The following is a 19,989-nucleotide window of genomic DNA, read 5'->3' as shown; positions in this document are numbered from 1 at the left end:
TAAGTTAAGATTTAATTAATTAAGGGGTATTAGTTAGTAGCTGCATTAAGAGTAATATCAGTACCTTGATACGTTTGTACCGTACGGAAACCAATAAAACTTCTTGCACTATCCTGATATTCGTAGTCACGAGTTCCTACTTGTAAGAAGTATGATACATCCTTCCAAGATCCACCTCTAACACCTTTACGTTTATTTTCTTTATCATTTACTACAGGCGATAATGAACTCATAAATTCATAAGCTCCTGGCTCATATGAAGAATTCACCCATTCTGATACATTACCTGACATGTTATACAAGTTGTAATCATTTGGTTCATAAGCATCTGCTTCTACCGTATAAACCGCTTGATCTGCTGCGTAATCACCTCTTAATGGCTTGAAGTTAGCAAGGAAACAACCTCTATCATTTTTTGCATAAGGACCACCCCATGGATAAGTAGCTCCTTCCAATCCACCACGAGCAGCATATTCCCATTCTGCCTCACTTGGTAAACGGTACTCAAATACTCTTTCCAGGTTACGTTGCTTTCTATAACCATTGTGATAAAGTGTTCTCCATTGACAGAACGCCTTAGCTTGTTTCCAGTTTACTCCTACTACAGGATAATTACTATAAGCTTCATGATAATAGTAATCATTGTGCATTGGCTCATTGTAACTATAGTTAAAATCTCTAATCCATACTGTAGTGTCTGGATATACAGGAACTGGCTCTTGAGTTATAAAGTCTTTTCTAGATTTAGATTTGTCACGATTACGAGCAACCGCTTCAACATCGTACTCTGTATACATAAACTGTAATTTGTCCGTATCGATAGTACGTTCTCCGTTATAAGCTTCCTCGTAAGGGATTAAGAAATTGTCATAAACCTCAGCATAAAATTCGTCTGGAATCTCCTCTGTATCCCAAATAAGATCAACATCACGATTTAATTTTCTTCCTTCATATCCAGTCGGACCAAGACCTACGTAGTTATCTTGTAGGTATTGCTCCCAAGGAGTAAGCTCTCCTTCTTCACCATCAAGAAAGGCAAATTCCCCTATTCCATCATCACCAGGAGTAGCTCCATTTTCATCTGCCATAATAGCTAGATTTGTTCTAAAAATAGAATCACGTACCCAGTTTGTAAACTGACGGTATTCTGCGTTTGTAATCTCAGTTTCATCCATGTAGAAAGATGGTACTGTAACAGTTTTAGCCGGCGCGTTTCTAGTAGCAGCGATATCATCATCACTTTTACCCATTATAAACGCACCACCTGGTATAAGCGTCATACCATAAGGCTTTTCAGGATGCCATTTCTTTCCTTTGGCACCTACTACCATTCCGCGGTCTCCTTTTCCACAACTAGCTACAAAAACTGCCACTGCTATAAGGACAAAAAACTTTTTCATAAGGTATCTTAAGTTATCTTTATGAGATTTAAGGCCGTAAACCTATTATTTTATTTATAATTCCACAACTTTTTTTTATGATTAATTTAAAGAAACTATCGATAAAATGTTGCTAAAATTCGTTTTTCTTCCTAGCTCTTAACCATTTATCAGGAAGATGTTGATTGCAAGCTTCTTGATAATCTTGATAAGAACAAGGTAATAACGTGTGTTGTTTTAATTTATTATTGACTCCTTGAATAAAAGGTATTTCTATCCACCAGCGCCCAGTATTACTACTCTTGTAAAATATAAGTATCTCGTCCTTAACAGGTACCTGATACTTTAATACATTATCATCGATATTCAATGGATACTCACCGCTGCGATAATTGTAACCTTCGATAAAATACCAAACTATCTCTGCTACCAACTGCGCTGGTGTATCTATTGCCTCCAGAACAGTCTCAAAAACACCAAATACTTTTAACCTATCACTAATTCCAGCGTACCTGGAAAGGCTGCAAATTTGCTTACCATTAAATCCATTAGGGTTCGCTTTCGCGAAAGCGAGATCACCACTACGAACCGATTGTAAATCGATACCTACCAAATCTGCATCTCTCATATGAGGCTCTGCTAAGGTGATATCCTGATCCAACGCACCTAATCGATCTGCTTCAAAATACATGCGCTGCAACAACTCAATTTCGTCCTGCGAATTGAAATAGGTTTGAAAACCAAGATTGGTATAATTGAATAAATTATAGGGTTGTTCTGTAACCATTTTACCAACGTAATTGCGTGAGGTAATGGGTGCATTGATATCGCCTAAGTCAAACCTACAATCAACATTCAACGCATTAATCATAGTATAATGCTCATCAAATGCTCGATACATAGGATACATAAGATCTTGACTACCACCAATGTATATAGGAATAATTTTTCTTAAGAGAAAAAATTCGGTAAGCTGTCTTATCACGAAATAGGTATCTTCAACAGTTTCACCAGGAAAAACATCTCCTAAATCGGCTATGGTTGATGTCCAGTTTCCTGGATACAATTCGTACAGCTTTCTTCTAATATGATCCAAAGTTTTAACTTGAATCAAGGCATTATTATCCTTACGGTTTTCTAACAGACCGATGATCACCAAATCCACATTTTGCAAGTCTGGCATACCATCTTGCTCTGTATGAATTCTTATTGTTTGTCCTAAAGTGGCAGGTGGTTGCAACATTGCATGAGCCACCGCAAGCTCATGAACTGGGTTTAAAAAATCCAGAGACATGTTTATTTTTTAGTACTCTTACGAGTGGTTTTTTTCTTAGTTGTTTTCTTTTTAGGAGCTTTTTTTGCAATTAATTCTTGAGCTTTTTCTAGAGTAATACTTAAAGGGTCGATGGTTTTTGCTAGTTCCACCTTAGTCTTACCTTTAATGATATTATGCCTACCCCATCGAGCCTTTTCAATTCTTATTCCTTCTTCTTCCCAATCAACTATCAGCTTGTCTTTTTCCTTTTGAATCTTATCTTTAATTAAAGTTTCAATATCTGAATTAGACAGGTTATCAAAGTCGTACTTTTTGTTTACTGAAATAAACATACCACTCCATTTTATAAATGGCCCAAATCTACCAACTCCTTTAGTAACCGGTTGGCCGTCATATTCATAAATTGGAGCATCGGCCTTTTCTTTTTCTTCTATAAGCTCCATAGCACGATCTAGTGAAATACTCATTGGATCATCTGTTTTCTCCAAGGAAACAAATGTTTTACCGTTGAATTTAACATAAGGACCATATCGCCCTTGATTAACTTCAACAGGATGCCCATTGTATTCACCCAAAGTTCTAGGAAGTTTAAAAAGCTCTAAAGCTTCTTCTAAGGTAATCGTCGATAGATTTTGAGAAGGCAGTAAGCTAGCAAACTGAGGCTTCTCTTCATCCTCTACAGTACCTATTTGAGCCATTGCCCCAAATCTTCCTAATCTAACACTTATAGGCTTACCGCTTTCAGGATGTGTTCCTAAGATACGTTCACCTACTTCTCGTTCGGCATTTTCTGCTACGTCCTTAACTTTAGGATGAAAGTCTTTATAGAAAGACTGCATCATATCAGTCCATTCTTCTTTTCCTTCGGCGATGTTATCGAAAGACTCTTCTACTTTGGCTGTAAAATTATAATCTAAGATATCACCAAAATGCTCTACTAAGAAGTCATTCACAACTCTTCCTACATCAGTAGGAATCATTTTACCTTTATTTGATCCTGTTTTTTCAGTTAATTCTTGAATCTGAACTTCTTCATTAACCAGAGTGAATTGTTTGTAAGATCTTTCTTCTCCTGTATCTTGACCTTTTTCAATATACTTACGATTTTGAATGGTCGTAATTGTAGGTGCGTAGGTAGAAGGTCTACCGATACCTAATTCTTCTAGTTTTTTAACCAATGAAGCTTCCGTATAACGGTATGGTGGTCGTGAAAAACGCTCGGTAGCAGTTATAGACTTTGAATCTAAAACATCTCCAACGGTTAAATCTGGTAACAGTCCTTCTTGTTCTAGGTCTTCATCATCAGTTCCTTCTAGGTATACTTTTAAAAAACCTTCGAATTTTACGATTTCACCATTTGCAGTGAATTCTTTATCGTGAGTACTAGCACTTATAGAAACGTTGGTTCTTTCAAGTTTAGCATCACTCATCTGGCTGGCTATAGCTCTTTTCCATATGAGCTCGTATAATCTGATTTGATCTCTATCGGCTCCTGCACTATGGACAGCAAAATCAGTTGGCCTTATAGCCTCGTGAGCCTCTTGAGCTCCTTTAGACTTTCCTTTATAATTACGCTCTTTATGGTATTTATCTCCGTATGCCTTATTTATTTCCTCCTTGGCACCGTTTTTTGCTTCATTACTTAAGTTAACCGAGTCGGTTCTCATATAAGTAATCAACCCAGCTTCATACAATCGTTGTGCAAGTTGCATGGTACGACTTACATTGAAGTATAATTTCCTTGAAGCCTCTTGCTGTAATGTTGATGTAGTAAATGGTGGAGCTGGAGATTTACTAGCTGGCTTTTTGGTTAGATTTGAAACCTTAAAAGTAGCTCCTTTATTGGATTCTAAAAATTCCTCTGCTTCCTCAGTAGAATCGAGTGAACTTGGTAATTTTGCTTTGACTAACTTACCTTCTTTTGAAAGGAATTCTGCATCAACCCTAAAGAAGTTTGTTGAATTAAACTTCAAGATTTCATCCTCGCGTTCTACTATTAATCGCACTGCCACACTTTGCACACGACCAGCACTTGCACCACCTTTGACTTTTCTCCATAATATAGGAGAAATCTCATATCCTACTATACGGTCTAGCACTCGTCTAGCCTGTTGGGCATTTACAAGATCATAATCTATCGTTCTAGGATTATCAATTGCCTTTTGAACAGCGCTTTTAGTGATCGCATTAAATACAATACGTTTTGTTTTTTCCTTTTTGAGATCAAGTTGTTCAGCAAGGTGCCATGCAATAGCTTCTCCTTCTCGATCTTCATCACTCGCTAACCAAACTATTTCGCAATCGGCAGCTAGTTTTTTAAGCTTTTTAACCAGATCTTTTTTATCACTAGAAACAATATATTTAGGTGTAAAATCTTTATCGACATTAACACCTAATTCCTTGGCAGGAAGGTCAGCAATGTGACCAAAACTAGATGCTACTTTGAAATCTTTTCCTAGAAATTTTTCAATAGTTTTTGCCTTGGCAGGCGACTCTACTATTACAAGATTTTTTGCCATTAAGTTTTGAAATTTGAAATGCAAAGTTATAGTTAAAATAATTAGAGAGTCTAAATAATTGTTAAACCAATATTTTTTAGAAATATAAAAATCTGTTATTCAGTCTTTTAACTTTGAATATTCTTTTAAACCAAATAATCAAAGATAATTCTCCCTGTTCGTAGTATTCTTTTTAGGTTATTAATAGGCAAACCAACTTTTGAACTTTTTCCTTAGAAAGAGCATAAATATCTGTTAGAATGCTAAGGTGACAGATTGTCATTAAACCAAAAAAACAAACTATCTTTGCACCACCTAAAAAAGGTGAAATACTAAGGAGACGATGGAAAAAGTAATTGAAGAAGAAAAGCAAGGAACTACTGTTCAATTAAATGATAAAAAAGAGAACGGCCGTAAGTTGTACATAGAGAGCTACGGTTGTCAAATGAATTTTTCAGATAGTGAGATTGTTGCATCAATCTTGGCTAAAGAAGGTTTTAACACTACTAATACTCTTGAAGAAGCAGACCTAGTTTTGGTTAACACTTGCTCCATTCGTGAGAAAGCAGAACAAACAGTTCGTAAAAGATTAGAGAAATTTAATCGAGTAAAAGAGCGCGAAAATCCAAACATGAAAGTTGGGGTTCTAGGCTGTATGGCAGAAAGACTTAAATCTAAATTTCTTGAAGAAGAGAAAATTGTAGACATGGTTGTAGGACCAGATGCCTACAAAGACCTTCCAAATCTTGTAGCAGAAATCGATGAAGGTCGTGATGCAGTTAATGTAATTTTATCTAAAGAAGAAACCTATGGTGATGTTGCTCCTGTAAGATTACATAGTAATGGTGTCACTGCATTTGTATCCATAACTAGAGGTTGCGATAACATGTGTACGTTTTGTGTGGTTCCTTTTACAAGAGGACGTGAACGTAGTCGTGATCCTCAATCTATCTTAGAAGAAATTCAAGATTTGGTAAACAAAGGTTTTAAGGAAGTAACTCTTCTGGGACAAAACGTTGATTCGTATTTGTGGTATGGCGGTGGTCTTAAGAAGGATTTTAAAAAGGCTAGCCCAATGGCACAGGCGACTGCAGTAGATTTTGCCAAACTTCTGCATATAGTTGCTAAGGCTCAACCTAATTTAAGAGTACGCTTTTCTACAAGCAATCCACAAGATATTAGTGATGATGTTCTCCATGCTATGGCAGCACATCGTAATATTTGTAATTATATACACTTACCTGTACAGTCAGGAAGTGATCGTATATTAAAAGAAATGAATCGACTGCATACCCGTCAAGAATACATGGATTTAATTGATCGTATTCATGACATTATTGAGGATTGCGCAATTTCTCAAGATATGATCGCAGGATTCCCAACTGAGACAGAAGAAGATCATCAAGACACTTTAAGTCTTATGGAATATGTAAAGTATGACTATGGTTTCATGTTTGCATATAGTGAGAGACCTGGTACTATGGCTGCAAGAAAAATGGAAGATGATGTTCCTGAAGAAGTAAAGAAAAGACGTTTATCAGAGATAATCGATGTACAACGTCGTACTGGTCTAGAAAGAGCTCAATACTTTGTAGGAAAGACTGTAGAGGTACTTATTGAAAAAGAGTCTAAACGATCTGATCAACATTGGGCAGGACGCAACTCTCAAAATTACATGACCGTTTTTCCTAAAGGTAATTTTAAGGTTGGCGATTTTGTAATGGTCAAAATAACAGACTGCACTAGCGCAACTCTAATAGGTGAAGCTGTTGGATATAGTGATATGACAGGCCCAATCACGATTAAATAATAGTTTATGGAAGGGATACAAGCTATAAAACAAAGATTTGAGTTAATTGGTAACGACCCTAGTTTTAATCGTGCTATTCAAAAATCCCTGCAAGTTGCTCCTACTGATATTTCAGTATTAGTAACGGGAGAAAGCGGTGTTGGTAAAGAAAGTATTCCTAGAATTATACATTCTCAATCCTTTAGAAAACACGCCAAATATATAGCCGTAAACTGTGGTGCTATCCCAGAAGGAACCATAGACTCTGAACTTTTTGGGCATGAAAAAGGCGCTTTTACTGGAGCTACACAAACAAGGTCTGGTTATTTTGAAGTTGCCGATGGCGGAACCATATTCTTAGATGAAGTAGGTGAATTACCACTGCCTACACAAGTTAGATTGTTGCGAGTTCTAGAAAATGGTGAGTTCCTAAAAGTAGGATCCTCAAAAGTTCAAAAGACCGACGTTAGAATTGTAGCTGCCACAAACGTCAAAATGTTTGAAGCTATTGAGAAAGGGAAATTCAGAGAAGATCTGTATTATCGATTAAGTACAGTAGAAATTCACTTACCTCCATTACGCGAGCGTAAAGGTGATATTCACTTGTTATTTAGAAAATTTGCTAGTGATTTTGCTACCAAGTACAAAATGCCAACTATCAGATTAGATGAGGATGCAGTACGCTTATTAACCAATTACAGGTGGAGTGGAAATATTAGACAATTACGCAACATTGCCGAGCAAATAAGCGTTCTTGAACAGGAACGTAATATCAATGTAGCTACCTTACGTAATTATTTACCAGACACTGGCACTCATTTACCTGCCGTGGTAGGAGAAAACAAAAAAGCCGACAGTGATTTTGCAAACGAGCGTGAAATACTTTACAAAGTGCTGTTTGATATGAAAAATGATTTGAATGATCTTAAAAAGCTCACTCACGATTTGATGGCTAGCGGTAACATGAAAGATGTGTCAGAAGAGAATTCTGGTTTAATTCAACGTATTTATGGCAACAATAATGATTCTAGTACAGACTATGAAGAAGTCATTGATAATGCCTATGAAATAACCAATGAAGATTCTTTTCATGAGGATAAATTACCTATAGAATATCAACCTCAATCTTCCATGGCTTCATCTGTATCAGACAGATATGACTTTGCTCAAGAAATTGAAGAAGAAGAATCTTTAAGTCTGGAGGAAAAGGAAATTGAATTAATTAAAAAATCTCTTGAACGTCACAAGGGAAAACGCAAAGCAGCCGCAGAAGATTTAGGAATATCAGAACGCACCTTATACCGAAAAATTAAGCAGTATGACCTTTAAGAAAATAACCTTTTTAGCAGTAACCCTTATCTTGGTTACCAGCTGCGGTATTAAATATGGGTTCAATCAAACTTCCATTCCTGATAATGTCAACACTTTTCAGGTAGATTTTTTTGGTAACCTGGACCCTATTGAACCGGGTATCGAGCGTACTTTCACGCTTAATTTACAAGATTTAATTCAGGATCAAACAAGGTTAAGTATTGTCAATAGCGGTGGTGATTACATTTACCAAGGTGAAATCACCAGGTACTATATCGCTCCTATGACTGCAACCGCAAACAATACTGCGAGTCAAAATAGGCTAACTATAGAAGTAAATGTAAGATTTACTAACACCAAGGATGAAGAGCAAAGCTTTGAGAAAAAATTTAGCTTCTTCTATGACTACCCTGCAAATGTTTTACTTAATGGTAGTGCTTTAGATGAAGCTCTCGATGTGATATTTACACAGATCACACAAGATATCGTCAATGAAACACTTACTTCATGGTAACCAAGGAGCGTTTACATACTTTGATTGCCACTCCTGACGAGCTTTCATTAAACGATTTAGGAGATATTCAAACTACACTAGAAAAGTACCCATACTTTCAAAGTTTAAGATCTGTATTTCTTAAAGGTTTAAAATTAGAAAATAGCCCTTCATACAATCAGGAACTTCAAAGAACGGCCGCGCATACCTCGGACCGCGCTGTTCTTTTTGATTATATTACTTCCAAAAGTTTTATTCAAAATAGAATAAGTACTGAGATCAAAAGGCAACAAGAGCAGCTTAATTCGTTAGAAATTGAAGTAGAAGAGTTTAACGTTGTTCAAGAAGATTTTAATGAAAACAGCGATTTTACCAACGTAACAGATGATGACTTATTTGTTAAAAAGGATACTGATCAAACTCTGAATTTTGAACAAAGTGATGCTTACAGCTTTAGTGAATGGCTCAAGCTCACATCGCTCTCTCCCATCAAAAGAAGTGATGAGAAATCAGTTGCTAAAGAAACAGATGACATCCAAGACACTTCAAGTGAGAATAGTTATAGCGTTGAGGAGTCTCATCAACGTTCCATGGATATTATTGATAAGTTTCTTAAAACCAAACCTAAGAAAATTAAACCAGTAGCCAGTGAAACTAAAATTCAAAATCTGGCAGATCAAAATATGGCTCCAGAGCAATTCATGACTGAAACTCTAGCCAAAGTTTATCTTGCGCAAAAAAACTATAAGAAAGCAATTAAAGCATATGAAATTTTAAAATTGCAGTATCCAGAAAAAAGTAGTTTCTTTGCAGACCAAATTCAAGAAATAAAGAATTTACAAAGTAATCCATAATGACAACATATTACATTTTTGCAGGTCTTATCATTTTAGTTGCCTTTTTACTTATCGTAGTAATTATGGTTCAAAATCCTAAAGGTGGTGGACTTTCACAAAGCTTTGGCGGCGGTGGAACACAGCAGTTAGGTGGTGTACAAAAAACAGGAAATTTCCTAGACCGCAGTACTTGGGTTTTATCAACGTTACTTCTAGTACTTATTTTATTAGCTAGTACTGCAAAACTTCAAGGCTCTAGTACGTCAACTATTAAAGTTGCCGATCCTGATGCTCAAGTAGAAACTCCTGCTTTACCATCAGATTCTGGTGATGCAACAACACAAGAAACTGACACGAACGAATAAACAGTTCTTTTAACTGACAAAAAATCCAGCTCCACGAGCTGGATTTTTTTATTTACGGCATTTTGTCAGTAACCACAAAATGGCACATTATTAGAATATAGGCAGGCATAAAAACAACTAAAAATTCATTTTAAAAATGGGATTAAATATTCAACCTTTATCAGACAGAGTTTTAATTGAGCCTATGGAGGCTGAACAAAAAACAGCAAGTGGTCTGTACATTCCAGACACAGCAAAGGAAAAACCTCAACAAGGTAAAGTAGTAGCTGTAGGAAATGGTAAGAAAGATCACGAGATGACTGTAAAAGTAGGTGATACAGTTCTTTACGGTAAGTATAGCGGTACCGAACTAAAATTAGAAGGTACTGATTACCTTATGATGAGAGAGGACGACATCCTTGCAATCGTTTAATCTAACCTTTCAATTTAATTTTTAATTAAATACGCTTTCGCGAAAGCGTAAATTCAAAAAAAACAATCATGGCAAAAGACATAAAATTTGATTTAGAAGCTAGAGATGGTATTAAGCGTGGTGTAGATGCACTTGCTAATGCTGTTAAAGTAACATTAGGACCAAAGGGTCGTAACGTAGTAATAGGAAAATCATTTGGAGCGCCAGTCGTAACTAAAGATGGTGTAAGTGTAGCTAAAGAAATCGAGCTAGAAAATGAGCTGGAAAACATGGGTGCTCAAATGGTTAAAGAGGTAGCATCAAAAACCAACGATCTAGCTGGTGATGGTACTACAACTGCAACCGTACTTGCACAAGCTATCGTAAAAGAAGGCCTTAAAAATGTGGCTGCTGGTGCAAATCCTATGGATCTTAAACGCGGTATCGACAAAGCTGTAGAAGCGATTACTAAAGATCTAGACAAACAATCAGAGAAAGTTGATGATAGTGGTGATAAAATAAAACAAGTTGCCTCGATCAGTGCTAATAATGATGATGTTGTAGGTGAATTAATCGCTACTGCATTTGGCAAAGTAGGAAAAGAAGGTGTAATCACAGTAGAAGAGGCAAAAGGAACCGATACTTATGTAGACGTAGTTGAAGGTATGCAGTTTGATCGTGGTTACTTATCTCCATACTTTGTAACTAATTCAGAAAAAATGACAACTGAATTAGAGAATCCTTACATTCTTCTTTTTGACAAGAAGATTTCTACCATGAAGGATTTAATGCCAGTATTAGAGCCTGTAGCTCAAACTGGAAAACCTTTACTTATCATCGCAGAAGATGTTGATGGTGAAGCACTTGCTACCCTAGTTGTAAACAAGCTAAGAGGAGCTCTTAAAATAGCTGCAGTTAAAGCACCAGGTTTTGGTGATCGTCGTAAAGCTATGCTAGAAGACATCGCTATCTTAACAGGTGGAACCGTGATTAGCGAGGAAAGAGGATTTACTCTTGAGAATGCTACTATTGACATGCTAGGAACAGCAGAAAAAGTGGATATTGATAAAGATAACACTACAATTGTTAATGGTAACGGTGATAATGAAGCTATTAAAGCTCGTGTAGGTCAAATTAAATCTCAAATCGAGAACACGACGTCTGACTATGATAAAGAAAAACTTCAAGAACGTCTAGCTAAACTTGCTGGTGGTGTTGCTGTACTCTATGTAGGTGCTGCAAGTGAGGTTGAAATGAAGGAGAAGAAAGATCGCGTTGATGATGCATTACATGCAACAAGAGCTGCTGTTGAAGAAGGTATTGTTGCTGGTGGTGGTGTTGCCCTAGTTAGAGCTAAATCAGTTCTATCTAAGCTTAAAGGCGCTAATACAGATGAAGAAACTGGTATTTCAATAGTAGCTAGAGCTATAGAGGCTCCATTAAGAACTATCGTTGAAAATGCCGGTGGTGAAGGTAGCGTTGTAGTTTCTAAGATTCTTGAATCTAAAGGAGCTCAAGGTTATGATGCTAAAAATGATCAATATGTTGATATGCTTAAAGCTGGTATCATTGACCCTAAGAAAGTAACTCGTGTGGCTCTTGAAAATGCTGCATCGGTTAGTGGTATGATTCTTACAACAGAATGTGCTCTAGTAGAAATTAAAGAAGATGCACCTGCTGGTGGCGCTGGAATGCCAGGTGGAATGCCAGGAGGAATGGGCGGAATGATGTAATCATTTCTCCATTTTATTACACAAAGCCATCTCTTTTAGAGATGGCTTTTTTTGTTTTGGCTAACTTATCTTTGTGATATGCGTATTTTATTTCTCTTATTCTTAATAAGCTCTGGGATTTCCTTATCACAAAATGTTCAACACATCATTGATCAAGTTGATACCAATAGAATTACTACCCGACTTCAAGAATTTGCAGGTGAAGTGCCTACTACGGTAAATGGTAATGCGCAAATCATAATTAATCGCGAGAGCAATCAAAACGATATTGCAAAAGACTATCTTGTTGAAAGATTGAATGCCCTGCCCAACCTGAATGTTACTTCTATAAATTACAGCACTAGAGGAACTAACATCCTAGCAACGCAAACTGGTCTTACGAATCCCAACGACATTTACATAATATGTGCTCATTATGATACAGTTACTAACTACTGTGTAGACGATAATGCTACTGGAACTATCGCTGTTTTAGAAATCGCAGAGTTATTAAGCCAGCAGTGTACGGATAACACGATTGTATATGCATTTTGGGATGAGGAGGAACAAGGTTTAATAGGAGCACGTAATTATGCACAAGCGGCAAAAGCCAGAAATGATAATATAAAAGCAGTACTCAATCTAGATATGATAGGGTACGATGGTGATGGTGATAATGATTTTGATATTGACGTGAGAGATGTCGCTAATAGCCTAGCTATGAAAGATGATATCGTACAAATGTTAAACCAATATGGAACAAATTGGAATTTAAACGCCAATGTCATTAATCCAGGAACACCTTTGAGCGATCACAAGGTATTTTGGGATGAAAATTATACTGCCTTACTAATTGGTGAAGCATGGTCTATGAACGATCAAAACAATCAATACCATACCACTAGAGATAGATTTAATAATCTAGATTTGTCTTACTGCACCGACATCATAAAACTATGTACCGCTTATATGGCCACAAAAGCAGGACTTAATTACATAGATTCAAGTATTCAAAACACAGGTTCGTCACTTACTGTTACTAATGATCCAACAGCAACATATAGGTGGATTGATTGTTCCACAAACTTATCAATTTCGGGTGCTACCAGTCACTCCTATACTCCTATTACAGATGGTACTTATAAAGTTAGTATTACGAAGTCAGGCTGTACGGAAGAAAGTGACTGCATTAATTTCACAACGTTATCACAGAATAGTTTAAAAACGCCTATTCAAGTAAGCTATAATCAAGCATCCAAAGATTTATTAGTAACGAACACCACAAAAGCTGAAATCCAATTTCGATTGTATCATGTAAATGGTCAATTTGCTCAAGAATGGATTACAGAAAAGCCTCAAGAGAATATTAACTTAAAAAATTATTCGGCAGGGATTTATATTCTCCAATATTTCGTTGAAGGACAAAGACATATATTAAAGATTCAGATATAAAAAAACACCCTGAAAATGTAATCATTTTCAGGGTGTTTAAATGAATTATCGAGATATTATTGTTGTACTGGTTCTAGCGCATCTGCGATTAATGTTTCCCCTTTAATTATTTCAAAGGTTTCTTTGTTTGCTACATCATCGTGTAATGCTTTTACTAAGACCTTAGCTACATCAGCTCTTGGAATTTCTCCATGCTTATTTAACTTAGTTTGCAATTCTATTTTATTGTTAGAATTATCATCGGTTAATGAGCCTGGTCTTACTATTGAGTAATTTAAATTTGAATTTTTCAAATAATTATCTGCTGCTTGTTTAGCTTTTAGATACTCTTGTAAATCTGAAGCCTGCTCTGGTTTGTCTGCTCCCATTGAACTTAGCATCACAAATTTCTTTACCGTTGCATTTTGACTTTCGTCAATTAATTTAATAGCACCATTTTTATCAACTTCTTCAACATTCTTTCCTTTTGATCCTGCTGCAAAAATCACCTTATCTATATTATTTGTAGTATGACTTAAATCATTAGTTAAATCACCTAAAACAGTTTCAATCCCGTTAGCTTTAAACTGATCTACCTGTTCAGGCTTGCGCACCATTGCTACTGGTTCAAAATATTGATCGTTTTTTAATAATTCAACAACTTGTTTTCCGGTGGTACCTGTCGCACCTGCTACTAATATTCTTTCCATGTCATGAAATTAACCACAAAAGCCCTTTAAACAAGGGCTTTTAAGACTACTTAACTAGAGTTTATAATCTAGCTAAGGAGTTAGTCATAAATTAACTAAAGGATCTCTTAAAAGAGTTATAATTCCTTTTTTAAGAATCTAGCTGTATGGCTGGTTTTGTGTTTTGATACTTGTTCAGGAGTACCCTTTGCAACTACTTCTCCACCACCACGACCACCTTCTGGACCTATATCTATAAGGTGATCTGCGATTTTAATGACATCCATATTATGTTCAATAATAAGTACTGTATTTCCTTTATCCACCAACTTATTCAGCACATCCATAAGTACTCTTATATCCTCAAAATGTAATCCTGTAGTAGGTTCGTCTAAAATGTAAAAGGTATTACCGGTGTCTCTTTTTGATAATTCGGTAGCCAGTTTTATTCGTTGTGCCTCACCACCAGATAATGTCGTAGATTGTTGTCCCAATGTTATATAACCTAACCCGACATCTTTAATTGTTTTTAACTTGCGATATATTTTTGGAATAGATTCAAAGAAATCTGTTGCCTCATTTATTGTCATCTCAAGTACATCGCTTATGGATTTTCCTTTATAGCGTATTTCAAGAGTTTCTCTGTTAAATCGTTTTCCGTTGCAGGTCTCACAGTTCACATAAACATCTGGTAAAAAGTTCATTTCTATTACTCGTAATCCACCACCTTTACAGGTCTCACATCGTCCACCAGCAACATTAAAACTAAAACGACCTGGTTTGTAACCTCTTATTTGCGCTTCAGGAGTCTTGGCAAATAGCGATCTTATTTCATCAAAGGTTTTAGTATAAGTAGCTGGATTAGATCGCGGCGTTCTACCAATTGGACTTTGATTGATATCTATGACCTTGTCAATGTGTTCAAGTCCTTTGATACTTTTATAAGGCATTGGCACTTTTACACCATTGAAAAAATGTGCGTTTAAAATCGGATACAAAGTTTCATTAATCAAAGTAGATTTTCCACTTCCAGATACTCCAGTCACTACGATCATTTTGCCTAATGGAAAGTCAACTGAAATATTTTTAAGGTTATTACCTGTACAACCTTTCAATACCAATTTTTCACCAGTTCCTTTACGACGCGTTTTGGGTATTTCAATTTCTTTGGTGCCGCTTAAATATTGGGCAGTAAGTGTATCGTGTTTAAGAATATCTTTTGGACTGCCTTGACTAATTATTGATCCACCGTATTTTCCAGCTCTTGGACCTATGTCTATTACATGATCGGCACGTTCAATCATATCTTTATCATGCTCCACGACTATCACGCTGTTACCCGTATCTCGTAGTGATTCTAAGGAATTGATTAATTTTTCATTATCTCGCTGATGTAAACCTATACTAGGTTCGTCTAGAATGTATAAAACACCTACTAATTGTGAACCTATTTGCGTCGCTAGTCTTATGCGTTGTGCCTCGCCTCCTGATAATGTTTTTGCGCTCCTATTTAAGCTTAAATAGTCTAGCCCAACGTCGAGTAAAAATTGTAATCTTTCTTTAATTTCTTTAAGTAATTCGGTGGCTATTTGTTTTTGCTTTCGCGAAAGCGAACTCTCTAAATCATCAAACCAACCTACCAGTAATGCGATATCCATGTTTGCCAGATCGGCAATGGATTTTTCATTTACTCTAAAGTAAAGCGACTCTTTTCTTAAACGTGTTCCTTCACAGGTAGGACAGGTTACTTTATCCATAAAACCTTTGGCCCATCGTTGTAAACCAGCACTATCGTTATTGTTATAAGTTGCTTCTATAAAATTAGCAAGACCTTCAAAATCAATTTTGTATTTACGAGAAACTCCAAGTGTTTTTGAATTTACTTCAAGACTTTCATTGCCGCCATACAAGATCATTTGTACAGCCTCCTTGGGTAGTTTCTCAATAGGATCAGTAAGTTTAAAGTCAAACTTTTTAGCAATAAGTTCAAGTTGTTTAAATATCCAATTCTTCTTATTATCTGGATAAGGAGCTAGTCCACCTTTTGAAATACTTAGACTAGGATCCGGAATAATTTTTTCTTCATTAACCTTATACAGGGTTCCTATACCGTTACAAGTAGGACAAGCTCCCTTAGGCGAATTAAAAGAGAAGTTATTGGGTTCTGGCTCTGGATATGAGATCCCAGTTTCTGGACACATGAGGGATCTAGAAAAAAAACGTCCTTCCTTATCTCCATGAGCCACTACCATAGTAATGTCGTTTCCATGGTACATAGCTGTGCGTATAGCCTCATCTAGTCGTTTAATATCCTGTTCTGTATCACCTACTTGAATGCGGTCTATTACAATTTCAATATCATGAGTTTTGTAACGATCTAGTTTCATTCCTTTGGTGATGTCCACGATTTCACCATCGGTGCGCACCTTTACAAATCCTTGTTTTGCAATTTGTTCAAATAATTCCCTGTAGTGACCTTTTCGAGCTCTCACGACTGGTGCGAGGATGTTTATACGTTTGTCCTTATAATCTTTAATAATTAAATCCCTGATTTGTTCATCGCTATAACTAACCATTTTTTTACCGGTGTTATAGGAGTAAGCATCACTCGCTCTAGCATAGAGCAGGCGTAAGAAATCATAAATTTCGGTAATCGTTCCCACAGTACTTCGTGGGCTTTTTGAAGTTGTCTTTTGTTCGATGGCTATGACAGGTGATAGACCATCAATTTTATCCACATCTGGGCGTTCCAATCCTCCTAAAAATTGCCTGGCATAGGCACTGAATGTTTCAATATAACGTCTTTGACCTTCGGCATAGATGGTGTCAAATGCAAGGGAAGATTTTCCAGAACCTGATAATCCTGTAATAACTACTAGTTTTTCTCTAGGAATGTTAACATCAATGTTTTTTAAATTGTGAACTCGAGCTCCTTTTACTTCAATAATCTCGTCTGAATATCCCATAATTTTAGTCAATCCCGCGAAGTTACCTAAACCGCTCTAAAATTTATTTCAAACTAAGCTTAAATCTTGTTAAGTCTTTGCCTCTATTCTTATTACATCTAGTAAACATAAGTGAAAAAACTTGACATTTATCACAAATCGCTCGATTAACTGTAGGCGTTCATCCTAATAATAATAGGCTTTATCTAAAAAAATATAGTTTTAAAACTAAAGTAAATTTTACTTTTAATTTTATCAAAAATTCCCCTATGACCTACCACGGTAAAAATGATTTTCCAGTTTATTTGTACACCATTTTACGTATTGGTTTAGGACTGTATCTTCTTTTTCATGCCCTAGATCATATTATTCATTTCAACCAGTATCTTAAAGACACAGAAGCATATTTAGGTGAAGACTCTATGAGTACCGTGCTGCAATTATTTATCCCGATTGTTCCTATGATTGAGTTTTTTATTGCCCTTATGATTACCATGGGACTTTATACTCGTAGTAGTTTAATAGGCGCGATTGCGACAGGAATTATTTTTATAATCGCTTTCTTCCTTTTTGAAGATTATGACGCTGGCATTGTTCTTCTTTATTCTCTCGCGGTTAAAACGTTGTTGCTGTTCACTGTTAAATACAATCGAATATCGGCCGATTATAGAAACATTCAAATCGCCGAAAAAGAAATGAATGAATTATTGAGGATTAAGGAACAACTTTAACCTGAGTTATAGGTATCTCAATACCGTAGAGACTACGCTTTCGCGAAAGCGGAAAACCACCATCTGTCATTTCCCAGTCTTGCCATGTAGCTCTTATTCCATCTAGAGGTATTATACTTACCCACATTTTAAAAGCTACTGGTAGGTAATTTTCATCCAATTCCCAGAGATAAGCATCGCCTGGCGTTGATCCTCCACTAGAATATTGTACTAATAATTGTTCTTTATCATCAACTTGTACGACAGAGCGCTTTACACCAGCATCAAATAGTTTATGAGGCGCTACCATCCAAAAGCTATCGTTATTAAAGTTTTTTTCAGCATAGGCTATAGCCTCTTCTCTTTCCTTTCCTTCTAGTTTTACTTCGTTTTTAAATGCAAAGCTACTTTGCGGATACCTGGTTTGATACGCAACCCTATAATCATCCCAATAAACATCAACTAGGTTTTGCTGTAACTTCCATCGATATCTATTAACTCCTCTAAATGTCCAGTGTAATTCACTAGCTTGAGTAAATTCTTTGTGATTAATTGCATCTAGCATTTTCATGGCCAATTCATCGGCAGGTTTTCCTGTAGTTCCTTCTGGCACCTCTTCATTAAACGTAAGTTTCAATACTATAAAAACAATAAGTAGTAATGCAACAACACCTATAAAACCTTTCAATAAAAACTTCAATATTTTTTTCATAGTACTTATTTTTTGCGCAATTTACAGGCAAAATTAAACGTATATCTTTTACTTATGAAATTATTAGGAATAGGCTCTAGAATTGAACATAATGAATTAGGTTTTGGCGTGGTAACCAATGTTACTTCAAAACATTATTGGGTTAGCTTTCAAAAGTCTGGAATTGAAACTATTGATATAGATGATGATTTTGAAGTCATCGAAGCCTGTGAAGATGATGTCGATACAGTTAGTTTTTATGAAGTTGAAAAATCACTAAGATATATTCTTGAACGTTACAGCGATACCAGTCAAATTGTACCGCTAGCAGATAAGTTCAAAGGTGGAAAATTGATATTAGAACCTAAAGACACCGATTTACAATCAAAAGAGATCCCTATCGATAAATTTTGGCATAAAATAGTAATGCTAAGAGATAGACTGCGTGTTATGGAACAAAAGATTAATAGTTCAAAGGAATTAGACGATCAACTTAAAATAGACCTACAGCAATATATTACTCGTATTTACGGTAGCCTTACTACATTCAATGTATTGTTTGCTAGTAAAGACCAGCAATTTAAAGGAACTGGTAAATAAGGATACCATGAACCTACAAGAGGTGAAAAACGAATTTAGAATTGCATTGTCAAATAATTATCCTGACTTTGAAATTGATTCCATTTTTAAAATATGTTGTGAGGATTTATTAGATTTTTCTCGATCTGATATTTTACTAAAATCACAAGAGCCACTAACCAAAAATCAAGAAGATACTTTAATTACAGCGCTTGAAAAGCTAAAGCAAGATATTCCTGTTCAATATATTACTGGTGTAGCACATTTCTATGGCAGGCAGTTTAAGGTAACTGAAAACACTTTAATTCCAAGACCAGAAACTGAAGAGCTGGTACAGCTCATCGTGAATGATTTAATTAACGAGTCTTCTTTAAAAATTATAGATATAGGCACTGGAACGGGTTGTATAGGTATAAGTCTTAAAAAAGAACTGATCTCAAGTGATGTCACCTTATTGGATGTTTCTAAGGAAGCATTATCAATCGCAAAAGAAAATGCCACCAACTTAAAAGCTCAGGTACATTTTATAGAACAATCTATTTTAACCACTACGGATTTACCTGACAAATTTGATATTATCGTAAGTAATCCACCCTATGTACGGAATGTTGAGAAACAGGAAATTCATAATAATGTATTATTACATGAACCTCATCTCGCATTGTTTGTGGAAAATGAAAATCCGTTACTTTTCTATAGAAAAATTTTAGAACTTGCCCTTAATGGACTTACAGAAAAAGGTCGCGTTTACTTTGAAATTAATCAATATCTTTCAAATGAAATGAATGAACTAGCTAGTTCACTAGGGTTTGATTCAAAGATGATTAAGGATTATAATGGAAATTGGCGTATGATGATATGCTGGAAAAAATAAAATCAATTTCAATAGTAGTC

At 35.8% G+C, this 19,989-nt stretch carries 17 protein-coding genes; 11 read left to right on the top strand and 6 right to left on the bottom strand.

Features of this window, described 5'->3' with window-relative positions:
- Positions 1-29 precede the first annotated feature (29 nt).
- From gldK to topA, 3 genes are all read right to left on the bottom strand, one after another.
- Positions 30-1,400, bottom strand: coding sequence for a gliding motility lipoprotein GldK (gene gldK, locus AAT17_RS11550; RefSeq protein ID WP_042277979.1), 1,371 nt, complete (start codon positions 1,398-1,400; stop codon positions 30-32).
- A gap of 112 nt (positions 1,401-1,512) precedes the next feature.
- Positions 1,513-2,673, bottom strand: coding sequence for a formimidoylglutamase (locus AAT17_RS11545; RefSeq protein ID WP_060524510.1), 1,161 nt, complete (start codon positions 2,671-2,673; stop codon positions 1,513-1,515).
- Between the two features lie 2 nt (positions 2,674-2,675).
- The gene (topA, locus tag AAT17_RS11540) at positions 2,676-5,174 is read right to left on the bottom strand and encodes a type I DNA topoisomerase (protein WP_060524508.1); all 2,499 of its coding nucleotides are present in this window, start codon (positions 5,172-5,174) and stop codon (positions 2,676-2,678) included.
- Positions 5,175-5,496: 322 nt separating this feature from the next.
- On the opposite strand from topA, the gene miaB reads away from it, so the two are divergent.
- The 8 genes from miaB (at position 5,497) to AAT17_RS11500 (ending at position 13,502) form a co-directional block, all read left to right on the top strand.
- Entirely contained in the window at positions 5,497-6,963 is a 1,467-nt protein-coding gene (gene miaB, locus AAT17_RS11535; protein ID WP_042277977.1) for a tRNA (N6-isopentenyl adenosine(37)-C2)-methylthiotransferase MiaB, read from the top strand.
- 6 nt (positions 6,964-6,969) lie between these two features.
- Positions 6,970-8,271 (top strand): sigma 54-interacting transcriptional regulator, encoded by a 1,302-nt coding sequence (locus AAT17_RS11530; protein ID WP_042277975.1) that lies wholly within the window; start codon positions 6,970-6,972, stop codon positions 8,269-8,271.
- Complete coding sequence (gene lptE, locus AAT17_RS11525) at positions 8,261-8,767, top strand: LPS assembly lipoprotein LptE (RefSeq protein ID WP_060524506.1); 507 nt, start codon at positions 8,261-8,263, stop codon at positions 8,765-8,767. The genes AAT17_RS11530 and lptE overlap by 11 nt, the downstream gene beginning before the upstream one ends.
- The gene (locus AAT17_RS11520) at positions 8,761-9,600 is read left to right on the top strand and encodes a hypothetical protein (RefSeq protein WP_042277972.1); all 840 of its coding nucleotides are present in this window, start codon (positions 8,761-8,763) and stop codon (positions 9,598-9,600) included. The genes lptE and AAT17_RS11520 overlap by 7 nt, the downstream gene beginning before the upstream one ends.
- On the top strand, positions 9,600-9,947 hold the full coding sequence (secG, locus tag AAT17_RS11515) for a preprotein translocase subunit SecG (protein WP_060524504.1): 348 nt from the start codon (positions 9,600-9,602) through the stop codon (positions 9,945-9,947). Before AAT17_RS11520 ends, secG begins: the two co-directional genes overlap by 1 nt.
- Before the next feature lie 136 nt (positions 9,948-10,083).
- Positions 10,084-10,359, top strand: coding sequence for a co-chaperone GroES (gene groES / locus AAT17_RS11510; protein ID WP_042277970.1), 276 nt, complete (start codon positions 10,084-10,086; stop codon positions 10,357-10,359).
- Between the two features lie 68 nt (positions 10,360-10,427).
- Positions 10,428-12,071 carry a chaperonin GroEL gene (gene groL, locus AAT17_RS11505; protein WP_042277968.1) on the top strand — a complete coding sequence of 548 codons (1,644 nt, stop codon included), beginning with the start codon at positions 10,428-10,430 and terminating at the stop codon, positions 12,069-12,071.
- A gap of 78 nt (positions 12,072-12,149) precedes the next feature.
- A complete protein-coding gene (locus tag AAT17_RS11500; RefSeq protein WP_060524502.1) occupies positions 12,150-13,502 on the top strand; it encodes a M28 family metallopeptidase in 1,353 nt (450 codons plus the stop codon).
- A 56-nt stretch (positions 13,503-13,558) separates the two neighbouring features.
- Here AAT17_RS11500 and AAT17_RS11495 read toward each other — a convergent pair whose 3' ends face one another.
- Positions 13,559-14,191 carry an SDR family oxidoreductase gene (locus AAT17_RS11495; RefSeq protein ID WP_060524500.1) on the bottom strand — a complete coding sequence of 211 codons (633 nt, stop codon included), beginning with the start codon at positions 14,189-14,191 and terminating at the stop codon, positions 13,559-13,561.
- Between the two features lie 116 nt (positions 14,192-14,307).
- Positions 14,308-17,136 (bottom strand): excinuclease ABC subunit UvrA, encoded by a 2,829-nt coding sequence (gene uvrA, locus AAT17_RS11490; protein WP_060524498.1) that lies wholly within the window; start codon positions 17,134-17,136, stop codon positions 14,308-14,310.
- Positions 17,137-17,384: 248 nt separating this feature from the next.
- Between uvrA and AAT17_RS11485 the strand changes: the two genes are divergently transcribed.
- Positions 17,385-17,846 carry a MauE/DoxX family redox-associated membrane protein gene (locus AAT17_RS11485; protein WP_042277962.1) on the top strand — a complete coding sequence of 154 codons (462 nt, stop codon included), beginning with the start codon at positions 17,385-17,387 and terminating at the stop codon, positions 17,844-17,846.
- Here AAT17_RS11485 and AAT17_RS11480 read toward each other — a convergent pair.
- Positions 17,830-18,537, bottom strand: coding sequence for a DUF868 domain-containing protein (locus AAT17_RS11480; protein ID WP_060524497.1), 708 nt, complete (start codon positions 18,535-18,537; stop codon positions 17,830-17,832). The genes AAT17_RS11485 and AAT17_RS11480 overlap by 17 nt on opposite strands.
- Positions 18,538-18,591: 54 nt before the next feature.
- Here AAT17_RS11480 and AAT17_RS11475 point away from each other — a divergent pair, with 54 nt between their 5' ends.
- Positions 18,592-19,116: a hypothetical protein gene (locus AAT17_RS11475; protein ID WP_060524495.1), complete on the top strand. Its 525-nt coding sequence runs from the start codon at positions 18,592-18,594 to the stop codon at positions 19,114-19,116.
- A 7-nt stretch (positions 19,117-19,123) separates the two neighbouring features.
- Positions 19,124-19,969, top strand: a complete 846-nt coding sequence (prmC, locus tag AAT17_RS11470; RefSeq protein ID WP_060525089.1) for a peptide chain release factor N(5)-glutamine methyltransferase — start codon at positions 19,124-19,126, stop codon at positions 19,967-19,969.
- Positions 19,970-19,989: the final 20 nt, after the last annotated feature.

Source organism: Nonlabens sp. MIC269, from assembly GCF_001430865.1.
Lineage (GTDB): Bacteria > Bacteroidota > Bacteroidia > Flavobacteriales > Flavobacteriaceae > Nonlabens > Nonlabens tegetincola.
This window is presented reverse-complemented; position numbering and strand designations above follow the sequence as displayed.

Excerpts from the sequence above, each read along its gene's own strand:
- gldK (WP_042277979.1), bottom strand. The coding sequence starts at position 1,400 with ATGAAAAAGTTTTTTGTCCTTATAGCAGTGGCAGTTTTTGTAGCTAGT.
- AAT17_RS11545 (WP_060524510.1), bottom strand. The coding sequence starts at position 2,673 with ATGTCTCTGGATTTTTTAAACCCAGTTCATGAGCTTGCGGTGGCTCAT.
- topA (WP_060524508.1), bottom strand. The coding sequence starts at position 5,174 with ATGGCAAAAAATCTTGTAATAGTAGAGTCGCCTGCCAAGGCAAAAACT.
- miaB (WP_042277977.1), top strand. The coding sequence starts at position 5,497 with ATGGAAAAAGTAATTGAAGAAGAAAAGCAAGGAACTACTGTTCAATTA.
- AAT17_RS11530 (WP_042277975.1), top strand. The coding sequence starts at position 6,970 with ATGGAAGGGATACAAGCTATAAAACAAAGATTTGAGTTAATTGGTAAC.
- lptE (WP_060524506.1), top strand. The coding sequence starts at position 8,261 with ATGACCTTTAAGAAAATAACCTTTTTAGCAGTAACCCTTATCTTGGTT.
- AAT17_RS11520 (WP_042277972.1), top strand. The coding sequence starts at position 8,761 with ATGGTAACCAAGGAGCGTTTACATACTTTGATTGCCACTCCTGACGAG.
- secG (WP_060524504.1), top strand. The coding sequence starts at position 9,600 with ATGACAACATATTACATTTTTGCAGGTCTTATCATTTTAGTTGCCTTT.
- groES (WP_042277970.1), top strand. The coding sequence starts at position 10,084 with ATGGGATTAAATATTCAACCTTTATCAGACAGAGTTTTAATTGAGCCT.
- groL (WP_042277968.1), top strand. The coding sequence starts at position 10,428 with ATGGCAAAAGACATAAAATTTGATTTAGAAGCTAGAGATGGTATTAAG.
- AAT17_RS11500 (WP_060524502.1), top strand. The coding sequence starts at position 12,150 with ATGCGTATTTTATTTCTCTTATTCTTAATAAGCTCTGGGATTTCCTTA.
- AAT17_RS11495 (WP_060524500.1), bottom strand. The coding sequence starts at position 14,191 with ATGGAAAGAATATTAGTAGCAGGTGCGACAGGTACCACCGGAAAACAA.
- uvrA (WP_060524498.1), bottom strand. The coding sequence starts at position 17,136 with ATGGGATATTCAGACGAGATTATTGAAGTAAAAGGAGCTCGAGTTCAC.
- AAT17_RS11485 (WP_042277962.1), top strand. The coding sequence starts at position 17,385 with ATGACCTACCACGGTAAAAATGATTTTCCAGTTTATTTGTACACCATT.
- AAT17_RS11480 (WP_060524497.1), bottom strand. The coding sequence starts at position 18,537 with ATGAAAAAAATATTGAAGTTTTTATTGAAAGGTTTTATAGGTGTTGTT.
- AAT17_RS11475 (WP_060524495.1), top strand. The coding sequence starts at position 18,592 with ATGAAATTATTAGGAATAGGCTCTAGAATTGAACATAATGAATTAGGT.
- prmC (WP_060525089.1), top strand. The coding sequence starts at position 19,124 with ATGAACCTACAAGAGGTGAAAAACGAATTTAGAATTGCATTGTCAAAT.